Origin of the sequence: Psychrobacter sp. P2G3 (assembly GCF_001593285.1) — a bacterium.
Taxonomy (GTDB): domain Bacteria; phylum Pseudomonadota; class Gammaproteobacteria; order Pseudomonadales; family Moraxellaceae; genus Psychrobacter.
In genome coordinates, this window is record NZ_CP012529.1 from 2614614 (window position 1) to 2628901 (window position 14288).

General features: G+C 40.0%; 15 protein-coding genes. 4 read left to right on the plus strand and 11 right to left on the minus strand.

The window, feature by feature from the left end; genetic code table 11:
• Window positions 1-15 precede the first annotated feature (15 nt).
• The 6 genes from mdcE to madL all read right to left on the minus strand — a co-directional run bounded on the left by mdcE (window position 16) and on the right by madL (window position 4869).
• The gene (mdcE, locus tag AK823_RS10620; RefSeq protein ID WP_068329077.1) at window positions 16-732 is read right to left on the minus strand and encodes a biotin-independent malonate decarboxylase subunit gamma; all 717 of its coding nucleotides are present in this window, start codon (window positions 730-732) and stop codon (window positions 16-18) included.
• A gap of 4 nt (window positions 733-736) precedes the next feature.
• The gene (locus tag AK823_RS10625; RefSeq protein ID WP_068329080.1) at window positions 737-1624 is read right to left on the minus strand and encodes a biotin-independent malonate decarboxylase subunit beta; all 888 of its coding nucleotides are present in this window, start codon (window positions 1622-1624) and stop codon (window positions 737-739) included.
• Window positions 1617-1934: a malonate decarboxylase acyl carrier protein gene (mdcC, locus tag AK823_RS10630; protein ID WP_068329083.1), complete on the minus strand. Its 318-nt coding sequence runs from the start codon at window positions 1932-1934 to the stop codon at window positions 1617-1619. Before mdcC ends, AK823_RS10625 begins: the two co-directional genes overlap by 8 nt.
• Window positions 1935-1956: 22 nt before the next feature.
• On the minus strand, window positions 1957-3612 hold the full coding sequence (mdcA, locus tag AK823_RS10635; protein WP_068329086.1) for a malonate decarboxylase subunit alpha: 1656 nt from the start codon (window positions 3610-3612) through the stop codon (window positions 1957-1959).
• Window positions 3613-3633: 21 nt separating this feature from the next.
• The gene (madM, locus tag AK823_RS10640) at window positions 3634-4392 is read right to left on the minus strand and encodes a malonate transporter subunit MadM (RefSeq protein WP_068329089.1); all 759 of its coding nucleotides are present in this window, start codon (window positions 4390-4392) and stop codon (window positions 3634-3636) included.
• Between the two features lie 72 nt (window positions 4393-4464).
• Window positions 4465-4869 (minus strand): malonate transporter subunit MadL, encoded by a 405-nt coding sequence (gene madL, locus AK823_RS10645; protein ID WP_068329092.1) that lies wholly within the window; start codon window positions 4867-4869, stop codon window positions 4465-4467.
• A gap of 324 nt (window positions 4870-5193) precedes the next feature.
• Between madL and AK823_RS10650 the strand changes: the two genes are divergently transcribed.
• Window positions 5194-5871: a GntR family transcriptional regulator gene (locus tag AK823_RS10650; protein WP_068329095.1), complete on the plus strand. Its 678-nt coding sequence runs from the start codon at window positions 5194-5196 to the stop codon at window positions 5869-5871.
• An 801-nt stretch (window positions 5872-6672) separates the two neighbouring features.
• On the opposite strand, the gene AK823_RS10655 is transcribed toward AK823_RS10650, so the two are convergent.
• Together AK823_RS10655 and AK823_RS10660 are read right to left on the minus strand one after the other, a co-directional pair.
• Complete coding sequence (locus AK823_RS10655; protein ID WP_068329098.1) at window positions 6673-7995, minus strand: MFS transporter; 1323 nt, start codon at window positions 7993-7995, stop codon at window positions 6673-6675.
• A gap of 30 nt (window positions 7996-8025) precedes the next feature.
• The gene (locus AK823_RS10660; protein WP_068329102.1) at window positions 8026-8304 is read right to left on the minus strand and encodes a metal-sensing transcriptional repressor; all 279 of its coding nucleotides are present in this window, start codon (window positions 8302-8304) and stop codon (window positions 8026-8028) included.
• A 260-nt stretch (window positions 8305-8564) separates the two neighbouring features.
• Here AK823_RS10660 and AK823_RS10665 point away from each other — a divergent pair, with 260 nt between their 5' ends.
• Both AK823_RS10665 and AK823_RS10670 read left to right on the plus strand, forming a co-directional pair.
• On the plus strand, window positions 8565-9302 hold the full coding sequence (locus tag AK823_RS10665) for a HupE/UreJ family protein (RefSeq protein ID WP_068329105.1): 738 nt from the start codon (window positions 8565-8567) through the stop codon (window positions 9300-9302).
• A 19-nt stretch (window positions 9303-9321) separates the two neighbouring features.
• On the plus strand, window positions 9322-9960 hold the full coding sequence (locus tag AK823_RS10670) for a transmembrane anchor protein (protein ID WP_068329108.1): 639 nt from the start codon (window positions 9322-9324) through the stop codon (window positions 9958-9960).
• Window positions 9961-10179: 219 nt separating this feature from the next.
• Here AK823_RS10670 and AK823_RS10675 read toward each other — a convergent pair whose 3' ends face one another.
• Both AK823_RS10675 and AK823_RS10680 read right to left on the minus strand, forming a co-directional pair.
• A complete protein-coding gene (locus AK823_RS10675) occupies window positions 10180-10569 on the minus strand; it encodes a DUF6122 family protein (protein ID WP_068329111.1) in 390 nt (129 codons plus the stop codon).
• A 314-nt stretch (window positions 10570-10883) separates the two neighbouring features.
• Window positions 10884-11867 (minus strand): ImmA/IrrE family metallo-endopeptidase, encoded by a 984-nt coding sequence (locus tag AK823_RS10680; protein ID WP_158510476.1) that lies wholly within the window; start codon window positions 11865-11867, stop codon window positions 10884-10886.
• Window positions 11868-12115: 248 nt separating this feature from the next.
• Between AK823_RS10680 and AK823_RS10685 the strand changes: the two genes are divergently transcribed.
• Window positions 12116-12835 (plus strand): cysteine hydrolase, encoded by a 720-nt coding sequence (locus tag AK823_RS10685; RefSeq protein WP_068329117.1) that lies wholly within the window; start codon window positions 12116-12118, stop codon window positions 12833-12835.
• Between the two features lie 303 nt (window positions 12836-13138).
• Here AK823_RS10685 and AK823_RS10690 read toward each other — a convergent pair whose 3' ends face one another.
• Entirely contained in the window at window positions 13139-13960 is an 822-nt protein-coding gene (locus AK823_RS10690) for an alpha/beta hydrolase (RefSeq protein ID WP_068329120.1), read from the minus strand.
• Window positions 13961-14288 lie beyond the last annotated feature (328 nt).

A 14288-nucleotide genomic window follows, 5' to 3' on the forward strand; every position in this document is an offset into this window, starting at 1 on the left:
AAAATCTGTTTAGCATTAAGCCGTTAAAACCGACTGAACAATCTCATTGCATAATAAACGCCCTTTTCTTTCTTCTGCTACTTGTCGGCGATCATCTGTAAGAAAATCATCAATATGTATCAGTTGGGATTCAAGAGCATTTTCTACAAGATGTCCATCAAGCTCTTTCCAGATATCATCAACTGCTCCCATTGCATAATAATTCTCTACACCTGGAGCAAAAATGGCTGATGTCTGTGACAAGGATTTCAGTTTATCTAACGGTATTTTGGTTACCCTGGACATCGCATTTAAGTCCATTACTTTAACTTGGCTTGATTGCATAGCAAATACTTGATTTGCCATAAGACCATAAGATAAAAACCCGCCACTAACCGCCTCACCCAAGACAATGGCTATATTTGGATGAGCGCTACGTCTGAGCAAGTCTACACAAGATGCTAGATGAGCAAATGTTCTATTTAAACATAACAGCTCGTCAGCTCTCGATGAGTCTTGCCCCATCGTGTCTACAATAAATACGATAGGTGTTTTTTGACCTTTTGCTATGACATCTAATATCTCATTTGCAAGGGTCATTGCAATCAGCTGGTTCATAGCTGCAGAATCGACTGTACCAATAATTTCAACTTTCCCAAGTTTAGTATCTGCACTACCTCGTATCATTGAATTATCAATGTGATACTCAAGCTCGTTAGGAAAAAGCGCTTCTAAAATTGTTTTCATTTGCATGACATTATCCTTTTTTAATAGCTCTAATCTGTTGAGCGCTAAGCATGGAGATAGATTCAGGGTTGTCTATGTTCATCGATTGCCAAATTGGTATGCTATCTTTCTCTCCAAACCACTGATCATACTGACTTTGCAATGCGGCTTGCTGTTGCTGTAAATAATCTAAATCTAAATCCACAGCAGGTTGCTGAAGAGCTTCAACAATCCCTTGTTTAATATCTTCAATATCATCCTCAACCAAAAAGTCGACATGATCGAGCAGATAACGTGTTTTGCCGCCCGTCACTCGCCAGACTAAAGCTCTGTCTTTAGAGTCAAACTCTTCTACACCCTTAATAGTTTCAATGACTTCAGGACCTGAAAGGGCTAAACGTCCCTCTTCTGTCATGATAACGTGCGTACTTAGGCACGCACATATACCCATGCCACCAAAGGCACCATTCGTACCACCAATGACGGTAATAATAGGAATGCCCGCATTGCGAACCTTTAACATCGCACGCATAATCTCAGAAATAGTGATCAAACCAGCGTTTGCCTCGTGAAGGCGAACACCACCTGAGTCAACCAAAAATATGATGGCTTTAGGCTTTTCCTCAATAGCTTTGAGTAACATGCCGACAATTTTTGCCCCATGTATTTCACCTACAGCACCCCCCATGAATTTGCCTTCTTGAGCGATCATGTATACTGGCTCATTTTGAATTTTTGCCTGCCCAATAATGACACCATCATCGAAACTGCCTACAATATCTAAAGACGCAAGATTTGGGCTCACAGGTATGCTACCTGGCTTAAGGACTTCCTGAAAACTGTTCTTATCAACAATACTGGCTATCCGATTACGTGCCGTCTTTTCATAAAAGCTTTGCTGAATATGTGAATTATCCATGTGATTCGTCCTCTAAGATGTTAATCGCTTGGCTTAATCGTAAACTCACTACCGCAGGAGTCGCACCCATATCGTTAACTTTAAACTCCAATCCACCTACTGCATAACGACTAGAGAAGTCCTGTAACACAGCCTCCCAAATGTGATCAAAGCCTGTGACTGAAGTATCAATAATAAACTTGCTATTTTCACTATTAGCTAAGGGTGTTACTAATACCTCTAAATTACCTGAGCCAACCACACCGCAAATAACTTCTTTCCTGATGTTTTCGATTGGCTGTGAAATAAAGTCGAAATTAAGTACATTCATAGTTATATCCTTAGTATTATTTTTACCAGTTTCTAAAACGACTTGGTGGAGAGTAAGTTCCATTGGACCACTTCACTAGATCTTTAACAGATTTTGCTGCCAATAGATCTCTAGTAGCTTTTGAAGCATCTACGCCAATATCCTCTGGTCTTTGGATAATCCCACGCTGTCTTAATTCTTTAACTTTTTCATGATCTCGTTGCATGCCGATAGGTGTGTAGCCCGCTACACCGCGAATAGCTTGCTCTCTTTCCTCTGGTGTGCGACACAATAATAAGTTTGCAATCCCTTCTTCGGTCACAATATGCGTGACATCATCGCCATAGATCATGATGGGTGGAAAATCACTTCCCATTTTTTCTTGTAATTGCCATGCATCAAGCTCTTCGACAAATACAGAATCCATATGCTCACGGTAAGTTTCTACCATTTGCACTACGAGCTTACGACCTTTTACAACGCGTCCGTCTGTGGCTTCTTTACCTGCTTTAAGATATGCATAGCTAGAGTGTCTACGTCCATGTGGATCTGATCCCATATTGGGAGCCCCACCAAAACCTGCAATACGGTCTACCGTCGCGGTCGAGCTGTTACCTTGTAGGTCAATCTGTAAGGTTGCGCCTATAAATAAATCACAAGCATACAAACCTGCTGTTTGACTAAAAGCACGGTTGGATCTCATACTTCCATCTTTGCCTGTAAAAAACACATCAGGACGACTTTGAATGTATTCATTCATCCCTACCTCTGAGCCAAAGCTATGAATGCTATCTACAAACCCACTTTCTATCGCTGGAATCATAGTCGGATGAGGATTAAGCGCCCAGTTAGTACAAATCTTGCCTTTAAGGTTTAATTCTGCTCCGTAAGTAGGTAAAAGCAATTCAATGGCGGCTGTATTAAATCCGATACCATGGTTTAGGCGTTTAATTTGATATGGCGCATAGATACCTTTTATCACCATCATTGCCATCAATATCTGTACTTCAGTAATCTGGGCAGGATCACGTGTAAACAAAGGCTCTATATAGTTAGGCTTAGGTGCCACAATGAAAAAATCTACCCAGTCCGCAGGAATATCAACGCGGGGCACGCTATCTACTAGCTCATTCACCTGTGCAATGACAATACCGCTTTTGAATGCTGTGGCTTCTACAATTGCGGGTGTATCTTCGGTATTTGGGCCGGTATACAGGTTACCTTCTGCATCGGCAGCATGTGCTGTGATCAAGCACACGTTTGGTATTAAGTCGATAAAATATCTACCATATAACTCTAGATAGGTATGAATCGAGCCAATTTGGATTTTTTGTTGCTGAACCAGCTTTGCTAATCTTAATGCTTGTGGACCAGAAAAAGAAAAATCTACTTTACTGGCAATACCTTTTTCAAATATATCGATATGGCTGGGTAGTGCTAAAACCGACTGTAATATATGCAAGTCGTTTAGCACCTCATTGTTACATTGAGACAAACATTCAGATAAAAAGTCAGCTTGCTTTTGATTATTACCTTCAATACAAACTTTATCTTCAGGTGCAAGTACCGTTTCCAGTAGTTCAATTGTTCTATCACTCGGGACTAGTTTTTCTAATCCTTTGTCTTTTGCAGCATTTAGTTTGGTAAGCCGTCTAGTTTTTTGTGTATCCCATACTTTTTTGTCAATATTCGCTTTCATAAGACTTCCTTTATCTACTTATTAAAATATTGCGTTTAATGTTAAGAAAAATATAGACGGGCCTAATAGAGCACCTAGCCCCGTATAGAAAGTGGCTACTAATGCTCCATATGGAACCAGTCTTACATCAGTACCTGCCAAGCCAGCTGCTACTCCACTAGTAGTACCTACCAAGCCTCCAAAAATCATGGCTGAACGTGGGCTTTTAAGATACATAAATCTGGCAAGCAAAGGAGTTGCGATCATAAAGAAGACTGCTTTAATCAAACCAATTGCAATAGATAAAGCAATCACATCGGAGGTTGCTCCAATTGCTGTACCTGTAATAGGACCCACAATGTAAGTCATTGCACCTGCACCAATGGTAGTCATAGAGACAGCATCTCTATAGCCTAATGTCCATGCAACACCGGCCCCTACCACAAACGGTATAACGCAACCTAATATCAAGGCAATAATACCGATTTTCCCAGCACGTTTTATTTCTTTAACGTCCACTTCAAAAGCAGTAGATGCAATGGCAAGATCTCGCAGCATCGCGCCACCTAGAAGAGCAAATCCAGAGAAAATTTCTATATCGGAAATACCCTTGCTACCATTCGTATATAGACCTGCAAAATAAGCAGCAACCAAACCAAGGGTGATAGCAATTGCAGATGACTGTAGTTTATTGTTGGTTAGGTACTTGGATAGTATTTGAGAGAAGAGCATCACCAGGCCTGTTACTGCTAGAGCAGTTACAAAGGCATTTTTAGTGAGGGTTTCTATAATTAAGTCCATTTAATTACTCCATTGGGCGATTGAATTGGTAGTTTCAGTTTTCTTATAGTGTTAATAGTAGTGATGAAACACTCACAATTGGTCGCGATACTCTTCAGTATCATCCCAAGTAAATGTATCGTAATCATTACCAATATTATTAAGTAAGCGTACGACAAAGACAGTTGCAGTAAGCGCAATAACAGAAACAACAGCTGCTACCATTCCGCCAGATAGTGCAGCGACTACGTTCTGTCCTGCAGCCATCGCAACAACGATAGGGATGTACATACCTGCCCAATATAGAACACCAAACTGCGTCGACTTAGGTAGATAACCTTTTTTAGCAAGCATTTCTTTGCCGACAATTAGTAGAATCATTGCGATAGCTACACCACCAATATTAGCGTCAACCCCTAATATTTGTCCTAGCAATCCACCAAGAAAAACTCCTAGCAAATAACTAACTGCCAATAAAGCAGTACCATATATGATCATAAAAACCTTCCTTGGATATCATGACAGCCTTCTCGGTAATATCTAACTTGATATACGGGCTGTATAAAATAAGAATCTAAACTAGTGACAACTAGATTTAGGCACAAGCGCAAATAATTGTAGTTTGATAGTGTCTTTTAGGGTTCTTCGAATTTCCTTATCTATCCCTACCTTATAAAGAATATAAGCCTTAATAGAGCTCAAAACCTTTAGAAGGATCTATCACCTACTACCCACTTGTTTGATATAATCTAATACAGTTGGTTTGAAAGCGCAACCATATTGTATTTATTAAATTGTTTATTGTATACAAATGGAGGATTTATGAGTTTAATTGATGATTTACCTTTATCATTACAGGTCAGTAAAAAAATAGAAGATGAAATTATTTATGGTCGTCTTCCACCTGGCACTAAACTTGACGAAGCAAAACTTTGTGAAAAATATGGGGTCTCAAGAACACCTATCCGTGAAGCATTGAAGCTTCTAGCATCTGAAGGATTAGTAGAAATCCGACCTCGTAGAGGAGCAATAATACCTACTTTGGACATCGTCACGTTGTGTGAGATGTTTGAGGTGATGGCAGAGCTTGAAGGAATGTGTGGCAGATTGGCGGCTAGAAGGATAAATGAAGAGGAAAAAGTTGAGCTTTTGTCTCTTCATGACCAATGCAAAGAATATGTCTTAGAAGGAAACACAGAAAGTTATTACGAAGCCAATAGGAAGTTTCATTTTTTTCTTTATCAGCTTAGTCATAATAATTTTTTAATAGAGCAAACGAGCAACTTGCATAATCGATTACACCCCTATAGACGGCTGCAACTGCGAGTAAATAATCGGATGCAGAATTCTTTTGAAGAACATCAAAGCATTGTAGATGCCATTATCAATACTGATGAGGATTTAGCCGAAACCTTACTAAAAGGACATGTTTCAGTCCAAGGTGAAAAATTTACAGATTTGATCGCAACTATGAATTCTAATGATAGTATCCAGAATTAGTATGATGGGTCGCTTTAGGATAATGGTTATATAATAAGTTTGGAAAAATCGACTCCAAATCCATAGGAATAACCTAAGAATGGTTCGATTTATGTCAGATAAAGTTTAGATTTAAACTTGGTAAATAAAGCGACCTGATAGTAAAACCTGCTTATTATGTGCATTACTTTATTCAAAAGTCTAAACAAAGAGGCAGATAGGATAGAGGAGCTTAACGCTTTCAACTTAAACGTTGAGACTGCTGAGCAAGATCTACCAAAAGCATCATAAACGCTGATTTATTCCATTAAAATAGAAATCCTTGTAGATTTCTATTTTTTTGACTATCTGTTTTGATAATTAGCATTAATGCTTAAAAAATATCTTTACGATATTCCTTATTTATTAGGTAATAATTACTTTGTTTTTATAGGCATTATTATATTGATAATGTGTGGCTCACTGAAGCAATTAAGATATTAAGAAACCCTTCATGCTATTATTTGTATAGCATGAAGGGTTTCTTATGCTTCTTTTTTTACTTAGGTGATGTGCTTAATACTAAGGTTTGAGTACGAAAGAATATAAAAAATTATTATCAGAACCCCTACCTCAACTGTCTCACGTGTCTGTTGAAGTTAATAAAATCTGAATGGGGTGATTTGAATCTAGGAGCGTGCTTTGATAAATCAGTAGCATAGTAAGCTTCATAATATCAGCGCCGTATATTCATTGGTTTTTGGAAAGAAAGTCCTTAGTAGCGTCCTTTTCAAACACCAATGCTTCTGCAATGGCAACCCCTTCTTATGTACAAAGTCGACATCAATCACCAGAACTTGGCCAACGAGGGTGATAGTCATCGACTACGAAAAGATGGGTATGGCGTATCCCGTTGGATGTAGGAGATCCAGTGGCATGAGCATGACCTTCTGGTAGGTTAGAATGTTCGTGTTCAATCTCTGTTAAATCAATAGATGGCCATACTCTTAAAGCCGCCCAGACGGCTAGCGCCGCCGCACAGCCTAGTACTGCAAAAGCTACGGTCATACTATAGCGAACACCTAACCAACCAGCTAACGGATAAAATACTAACCAACTGACATGGGACAAGGCAAACTGAGCGGCAAACAATGCAGGACGATCTTCCTGATGTGAGGATCGCCATAACAAGCGCCCAGAAGGTGTCTGAGCAGCAGAATAACCCAAACCTAGCACAAACCATAAGGCCATGAGCGAGTTTTGTCCTATCATCAATGTACCAGCGAACATACCAACAACCAACAATCCCACGCCGCTCAACATGACCCTACGGTCTGTCAGCTTACTTAGTAAGCTTGGCAAAGCCAATGCAGCAATCATAGAACCTGCACCAAAGCTCGCCAATGCTAATGCGACTGCACTCTGAGTTAGTCCCATGCCACCCTGAATGATCACCACTGTATTCACAAAAACCATAGACGCTGCGGCAGAAACGGCAACATTGACAGCGAGTAATCCGCGCAGTCGAGGTGTGGCTAAATAGATTCGAATACCGCGCGTGGTTCTATCGTAAATGCTACGACGCTCTGGCACAGCATGCGCTGGTAGCACCACCGACACTACCAATATGGCAGAGGCTAAAAAACCCAGCACCGTACCCGTAAACAAATTGTGAAAGCTCATTACTGTCAGTAGTGCCGCCGCTAACATGGGACTGACCAGACTTTCCATATCGTACGCAAGGCGTGAGAGTGATAAAGCTTTTGTATAGTCCGCTTCATCAGGTAGAACATCAGGAATGGTGGCTTGAAAAGTAGGCGTGAAAGCCGCTGAGGCGGCTTGCAACACGAAGATTAGTACGTAAACTTCCCAGATTTGAGAAACAAACGGCAAAAGCAGGGCTACACCTGCTCTTATCACATCCAGCGTTACCAACATCGTGCGTTTGGGCAACCGTTCGGCAAAGGCTGCTGCAATGGGTGCGACACCAACATAGGCAATCATCTTGATGGCCAATGCGGTTCCCATAACGACCCCAGCATTATTCCCAGCCAAATCAAATGCTAGCAATCCTAACGCCACGGTAGCTAGACCAGTACCAATCAGAGCAATCACTTGCGCGGCAAACAAGTGGCGATAGGTTCGATTCACAAAGATACTAAGCATCCGATGCCTCTTTATTTCAGCCGGTTGACCTTATAGATAACGGGTTATTTCCTTAAACTCATCTATAGAGTCCTGCTGGTTTTTATCAACAGACCCTAATAAGTCTTCAAGGCAATGATCCAAGTGGTCTTGAATTAAAACTTTTTTAGCTTGATGAATCGCATTTTCTACAGCCTGCAACTGCTGCGCTACATCAAGACAGGTTCGACCCTCTACCAACATTTCTATCGTACTACTCAGATGACCATTCGCTTTTTTAAGGCGTGTGATAACGGCTGGATGAGAAGCGTGTATGTGCGGTTTTTTCATAATGATAGTGTCCTTCCTCTAGGGAATATGATTATTCCCGATAAAAACCTAAGTTTTTTTATTGACAGTATCCCCCCCTAGGGGATAATATTTTACTCCTTAATTACTCCATTTGCATTCAAAAATTTCATGATTTACGTGTCAATCTGTAAGAAAGTACTTAGTGATGCAAGTCATGATTACTTTATCGATTGAGGTCAAAATTTTTTATTGTATTACATCATGCCGTGTATCCATTATTTCACACCATAGGATTCTTAATGCACAGCTATGTTCATAATAGGCCAACAAGCTCGCCATGGGCGACTTGGCAAACCCGTCTGCTATTACTCTCGGTACTGCTTTTCTATGTCCTTATTGGCAGCAATGAAGCTTTGGCTCACGCTGTAACAGCGGGCGATAAAGGATATATTCAGGAGATTTCAGGGGTCAATATTTTACCCTTTATGTACTTGGGCGCTAAGCACATGATAACGGGGTATGACCACATCCTGTTTCTCTTCGGGGTCATCTTCTTTCTTTACCGCATGAAGCACATTGGCATCTATGTGAGCTTATTTGCATTAGGTCATTCCACCACGATGATCTTAGGCGTGTATTTCAACATCGGTATGAACAGTTATCTGATTGATGCAATTATTGGTCTCTCTGTTGTTTACAAAGCCTTAGACAACATTGGTGCTTTTCAGCGATGGTTCGGGTATCAACCAAATACCAAAATAGCAGTGCTTATATTTGGTCTTTTCCACGGCTTTGGGTTATCAACTAAACTTCTTGAATACGATATGTCACCTAACGGTTTACTGCCTAACCTACTCGCATTTAACGTGGGTGTGGAAATTGGGCAACTACTGGCTCTAGCAATCATATTAATCGGCATGAGCTATTGGCGCCGTACGCTAAGTTTCATACGTAACGCCTATACCGCCAACGTTGCCATGATGAGCGCAGGATTTATTTTAGTGGGCATGCAACTCACTGGCTATTTAACGTCTTAATAACCCAAGGATTTCCAATATGTATAACAGTGATACTCCTTTACAGGCTGAACTTCCCTCTTCAAAGCAGCTTATGAAATCTACTATTCTGGCTGCAATTGCAGCCATAGTTCTTTTATTTACAGTGGTTCTCCCAGCTGAATATGGCATCGACCCAATTGGGGTTGGCAACCTACTTCGTTTGACAGAAATGGGGCAAGTTAAGCAGCAATTAGCAGAAGAAGCGGCCGCCGATGCTGCTGGTTTACTAGCAACTGATACACTGACGTCCGAAACAGTAGATATTGATAATGTGACTGAGCAAGCGATGAGTGCCACACTTGCTGACACTGCTGTCGCTAGTGGGCAATGGCGTGATGAAATTCCCTTCACCTTGACTTCAGGTGAAGGATTAGAAATTAAGATGAAAATGGATTCAGGCGATAAGACTGAATACTCTTGGGTCGTGACTGGCGGTAAGGTTAACTTTGATACTCATGGTGATGCATCAGGCAAAGCCATCATTTATGAAAAAGGTCGCGGGGTTGCCGCTGATGAAGGCGTTCTAGAAGCTGCGTTTACAGGTAATCATGGCTGGTTTTGGCGCAATCGCGGCGAATCGGATGTTCAAGTTGTTTTGCGTACCCGTGGTGATTACAGCACTATTAAAACGATGTAAAAGAAGTAGCGGTTAGTTCTTGCCGCTACTACCTGATTAGAAACAGAGCTATCTCACTAATCTTAGAGTAACAAGCTAAACAAACCCAATCCTCGCATTAGAACACAAGCGGTCTAATACGAAAACTCATTTAGGATTGGATAGCGATGTATATACTTCTAGAAGTTATTGAAGATGTGATCTATGAGAGAAGCACAAAAGGATGTAGTCACAGCCGTATCAAAACCTAGTAGCTTTTACAAGCCATTCCACCAACTCAAGGGCAGGAGCCTCACTCAAACATTGCGGACAATTAAGATAGATCATTACGCAGTCATTCAGATCGGTTAGCATATGTAGTAACAACCCCAAACCAATTATTTTATAAGGCTTTGGTAAAAATAGCATAGCCGCATATACTGCCATTGCATAGTAAGTGTGCAGCGGATGAAAGTTAATACTACAACGATTGGGTGAAAAAATAGGAGTGGCCAGCAAATGATCTAAATCTACTAGCATAGTGGCCAATAAGATTAAATATACCCGTTTATAGTCGTCACGAAAAAACATATAGGCGATGAACAATGGCATACCAAAGTGTAGAAAATAATGGATAGCGGTTTGAATCATTGTTTTTCCAATTCGAGATAGTTTGTAGTGGCACAACAATGCTTGATAAAGCCTAAGATATTTTTGTCTTTCGAATGCATATGAGGTATATGCATCATACACTTACTTTCCTATTGTTGAATTTTTCCAAAAAATCACTGGTTGATATTAAGGTATAGCCGTAAATAGGTGGGTTCTTATAATTGATAATGAGGAGATTGGTACGCATGGTCATTCATTTTTTAATTTAATGATCTCCCATGTGCATGCATGAGTAGTTGAATTAAGAGTGACCAAAGTGAAAGCAGCTATCAATTTTGACTGACGATCTCACTTCATTTTAAAACTTGGAACAAATGAAAAGGCTTTGTGCTATCAGCAAGTTGAAACAGTAATGGAGTTATATCAGCTTTTCTAAGATTAATTTTTTTAGCAATATCATCTAGACTTATTCCTTCTGAATTTAGTTCATTGGTTATCGTGTTGAGTACTTGAGAGGTCTCTCTATTCATAGGATGAGGCTCTGACTTGCGATAGTTATACTTTGCAATTGCTGGACAAAGCACTCTTGTATAAATCCATTCGCTTATGAACCCTAGTTTATGCATTCTATATGCCAGTGCTACTAAAGATACACCAAACACTTTTTTCAGCTCAATAAGATTGTTTAAAGTAGGGTTTACATGTTTATATTCCATTAATGCAACTTCGGGCATTAAAAACGCAGACGCAAACTCATCTGCACCTCTTTCAACTGCTTTAGAATCTAAATCTTGATCAAGCGATTTGCCGAAACTTTCAGACATTTTCATGCTGTAGATATCTCTAACCAAATGACCTAACTCGTGACATGCATCAAACCTGCTTCTCTCCATAGTTTTTTGGTTGTTCAGAAAGATAAAAGGCTGGTCATCATACCAAACGCTAAAAGCATCAATATATTCCGATTTTACAAAAATCGAAAAAATACGTATACCTTTCGACTCTAACAGAGCAATTAAGCTTCCAATAGGTTTATCGCCTAAACCCCAGTCATAACGAAGCGTATTAGCCGCTTCTTCAAACCAATCATTAAGCATAAAACCGGTTATGCCATAAGTTAGGGCTTCGGCTTTGACTTTCTTGGTCATTCTAGAACGAGATCTAAAACTAACGCTATGTTCATCAATGATTGGTAAATCACTGCCTTTAAAAAAATCGATAGGCAAGCTTAGTACCCTTGAAAGATCAACTAAATTAGGCTCAGTATTTCCATTTAGATAATTTGTTAATGTTCTAGGAGTAATACTTAGCTTTTCCGCCAGTTCGGCTTTGCTCACAGCCCGCCTATCGATTGCAAACTGTAATCGATTTGGATTAAACATATATTAGCTTATAGGAGCAATCGGCTATTTTGGAGGTCTAATTACCACTAGTGAAAATTATATTTTATAACCTGATTCGTAAGAAAAACTGGTTTTCTTACGAATCAGGTGCTAGATTGAGATAGGACATTATTGTACTTAAAAGCTTATCAGCTCCAATGTTCTGGATTCTCAAAAGTTTCATATTAGACAAGGATAAAATTATGAAAAGTACAGAATGGCAAGTAATTAGTGCTGCAAAGGAAGCTGGGATTCCGGATCCCGGATTTGAAATTGATAAGAATACTGCCATAGTAATAACCGATCCGCAGAATGATTTTTTGCGAGAAGATGGGGTGGCTTGGCCTATTGTAAAAGAAAGTGTTAAAGAGAATAATACAATAGAGAACATGTCTACCGTCTTTAGGCTAGCCAGAGAAAAAGGAATGAAGGTATTCATATCACCCCATTATTTTTTTCCGACAGATAAGGAATGGAAGTTTGGTGGTGCTCTTGAGGAGTTTATGCATTCCAAAGAGATGTATAAACGCAAAGGGCGGTTGGATATGGAAGGCTTTGAAGACTCTGGGGCCGATTTTCTCGAGGAATTTAAGCAATACCTTGAAGGAGAAAATATTATTCTTTGTAACCCTCATAAATTGTATAGCCCAAAGAATACAGACCTTAGCCTGCAACTTAGAAAGTATAAGATAGAAAAAGTACTAATGGCCGGAATGTCTACAAATTTATGTGTAGAATCCCATACTCGGAATCTTCTTGAAGAAGGATTTGAAGTAGGAGTGATTGCAGATGCCAGTGGGAGTGCTAAGTTACCGGGACTAGATACTTTTCAAGGAGCTTTAATGAATTTGAGAATGATTACCAGCCATGTATTTACCACAGAAGAATTTGAGGAAGCTTTAAAAGCTGCAAGGCTTTCCTGATTAACCAAAATGGTAATCATCCCAACCATAAGACACTTATGAAATAGAACTAGGCTGCGTGGTTTAGTGTCTGCAGAAATGTTGAGAATTAACTTCGTATTGCTCTAATCTACTTTCCTCTTGAGCAACTTGCTAATGAAGATGGCAGTAATATCTGTAAAATTAGCCCTGATATGTCTCCGGTTAATTTTCTGTAATGGCGAGCGGTACAACGAAAACGCTGCACTGGACAGCAATGTAGAGTAGTATCATTGCCATTCGGTGCAGTGCTGCCGTGTTAGATATCTCCGTACTACTCGTGCTTTAACTAAGAAATTGATTGATGTGTTCACCAATTTCATCAGGCTTCTCGTCAATTAACCAATGAGCAACATCTTTGATCCAGACAAGATTGGCATTTGGAATCGCTTCCACCAGTTTTGGCGCGTATTCCGGTTTCTGAAAGGGGTCTTTATCACCCCATATAATGAGTGTCTCATGTGGAAGGTTGCTAAGTTCGTCAGCAATGGCTTGAGTATATTCTTTATTCAACCGTCTAAGGTTGCGAAAAAAAGCCCGCTTACCCTCTTCAGTCGACCAAGGTTCAAGATAGAGCTCAATAAGCTCATCAGTCATGACGCTCTTATCGTATACACCTTTTGGCATAAAGCCTCGCATCATACTCAAAAAGTCCTCAAGACTCATCTCCGACTCAGCGCCAGGTTCCTGTAATGGCTCAAACTCTGGGATAGGCCACGAATCGAAACAGATACTATCTATCAAAACGAGCTTTCTAACTTTCTCTGGATAATTGACTGCTATCAACTGAGCAATACCCCCACCAATATCATGTCCAATAATATCTGCTTGCCGCGCACCTAGAACGTCCATGAGCTTTACAATCATGTTGCTCTGAGCATTAATGGACACATCCGCGCTTTTCGGTTTCGCAGATCGACCATAATTGAGAAGGTCGGGGGCGATGACGCGATGTGTTTTTGCAAGTTGTGGAATAATATCTCGCCACATGAGGCTATTGGTTGGAATACCGTGCAGCAAAATTAATGGACTACCTGAGCCCTGTTCCAAAAATGCAATCTTATGCCCATCAATGTACGTATGGTTTTCTGTTATTTGAGTATTCATATCATTTTCCTAAAAATGAAAATCGATGATCATGAGACCATTCTATGAAAAAGAGAAACAGATTTATTTTTCAGCTAAGATGAGCTAGAAAGGCAATAACTGACCGCAACGTTACAATAGTGATTATTTCATGAAGTGATTCTTCAGGAAGTTTGCGGTCTCAGTGGTCAATGACAACATAGCTATCAAAAATAGCACCAACTGTGTACGGTCTTACATTCATAAGAAGCTTAGTCTCGCCTCACTAATGTCCTTCGCATTCAGACAACAGCCTAATACAGTGGCTTTATTGGAATAACGTGACTTTATCAAATAATGTCATATTGAA

What these genes read in the sequence shown, in the direction of transcription:
- madM (WP_068329089.1), bottom strand. Translation starts at nt 4,392, where the DNA reads ATGGACTTAATTATAGAAACCCTCACTAAAAATGCCTTTGTAACTGCT.
- mdcA (WP_068329086.1), bottom strand. Translation starts at nt 3,612, where the DNA reads ATGAAAGCGAATATTGACAAAAAAGTATGGGATACACAAAAAACTAGA.
- mdcC (WP_068329083.1), bottom strand. Translation starts at nt 1,934, where the DNA reads ATGAATGTACTTAATTTCGACTTTATTTCACAGCCAATCGAAAACATC.
- mdcE (WP_068329077.1), bottom strand. Translation starts at nt 732, where the DNA reads ATGCAAATGAAAACAATTTTAGAAGCGCTTTTTCCTAACGAGCTTGAG.
- AK823_RS10670 (WP_068329108.1), top strand. Translation starts at nt 9,322, where the DNA reads ATGTATAACAGTGATACTCCTTTACAGGCTGAACTTCCCTCTTCAAAG.
- AK823_RS10675 (WP_068329111.1), bottom strand. Translation starts at nt 10,569, where the DNA reads ATGATTCAAACCGCTATCCATTATTTTCTACACTTTGGTATGCCATTG.
- AK823_RS10685 (WP_068329117.1), top strand. Translation starts at nt 12,116, where the DNA reads ATGAAAAGTACAGAATGGCAAGTAATTAGTGCTGCAAAGGAAGCTGGG.
- AK823_RS10665 (WP_068329105.1), top strand. Translation starts at nt 8,565, where the DNA reads ATGCACAGCTATGTTCATAATAGGCCAACAAGCTCGCCATGGGCGACT.
- AK823_RS10660 (WP_068329102.1), bottom strand. Translation starts at nt 8,304, where the DNA reads ATGAAAAAACCGCACATACACGCTTCTCATCCAGCCGTTATCACACGC.
- AK823_RS10690 (WP_068329120.1), bottom strand. Translation starts at nt 13,960, where the DNA reads ATGAATACTCAAATAACAGAAAACCATACGTACATTGATGGGCATAAG.
- AK823_RS10625 (WP_068329080.1), bottom strand. Translation starts at nt 1,624, where the DNA reads ATGGATAATTCACATATTCAGCAAAGCTTTTATGAAAAGACGGCACGT.
- madL (WP_068329092.1), bottom strand. Translation starts at nt 4,869, where the DNA reads ATGATCATATATGGTACTGCTTTATTGGCAGTTAGTTATTTGCTAGGA.
- AK823_RS10655 (WP_068329098.1), bottom strand. Translation starts at nt 7,995, where the DNA reads ATGCTTAGTATCTTTGTGAATCGAACCTATCGCCACTTGTTTGCCGCG.
- AK823_RS10650 (WP_068329095.1), top strand. Translation starts at nt 5,194, where the DNA reads ATGAGTTTAATTGATGATTTACCTTTATCATTACAGGTCAGTAAAAAA.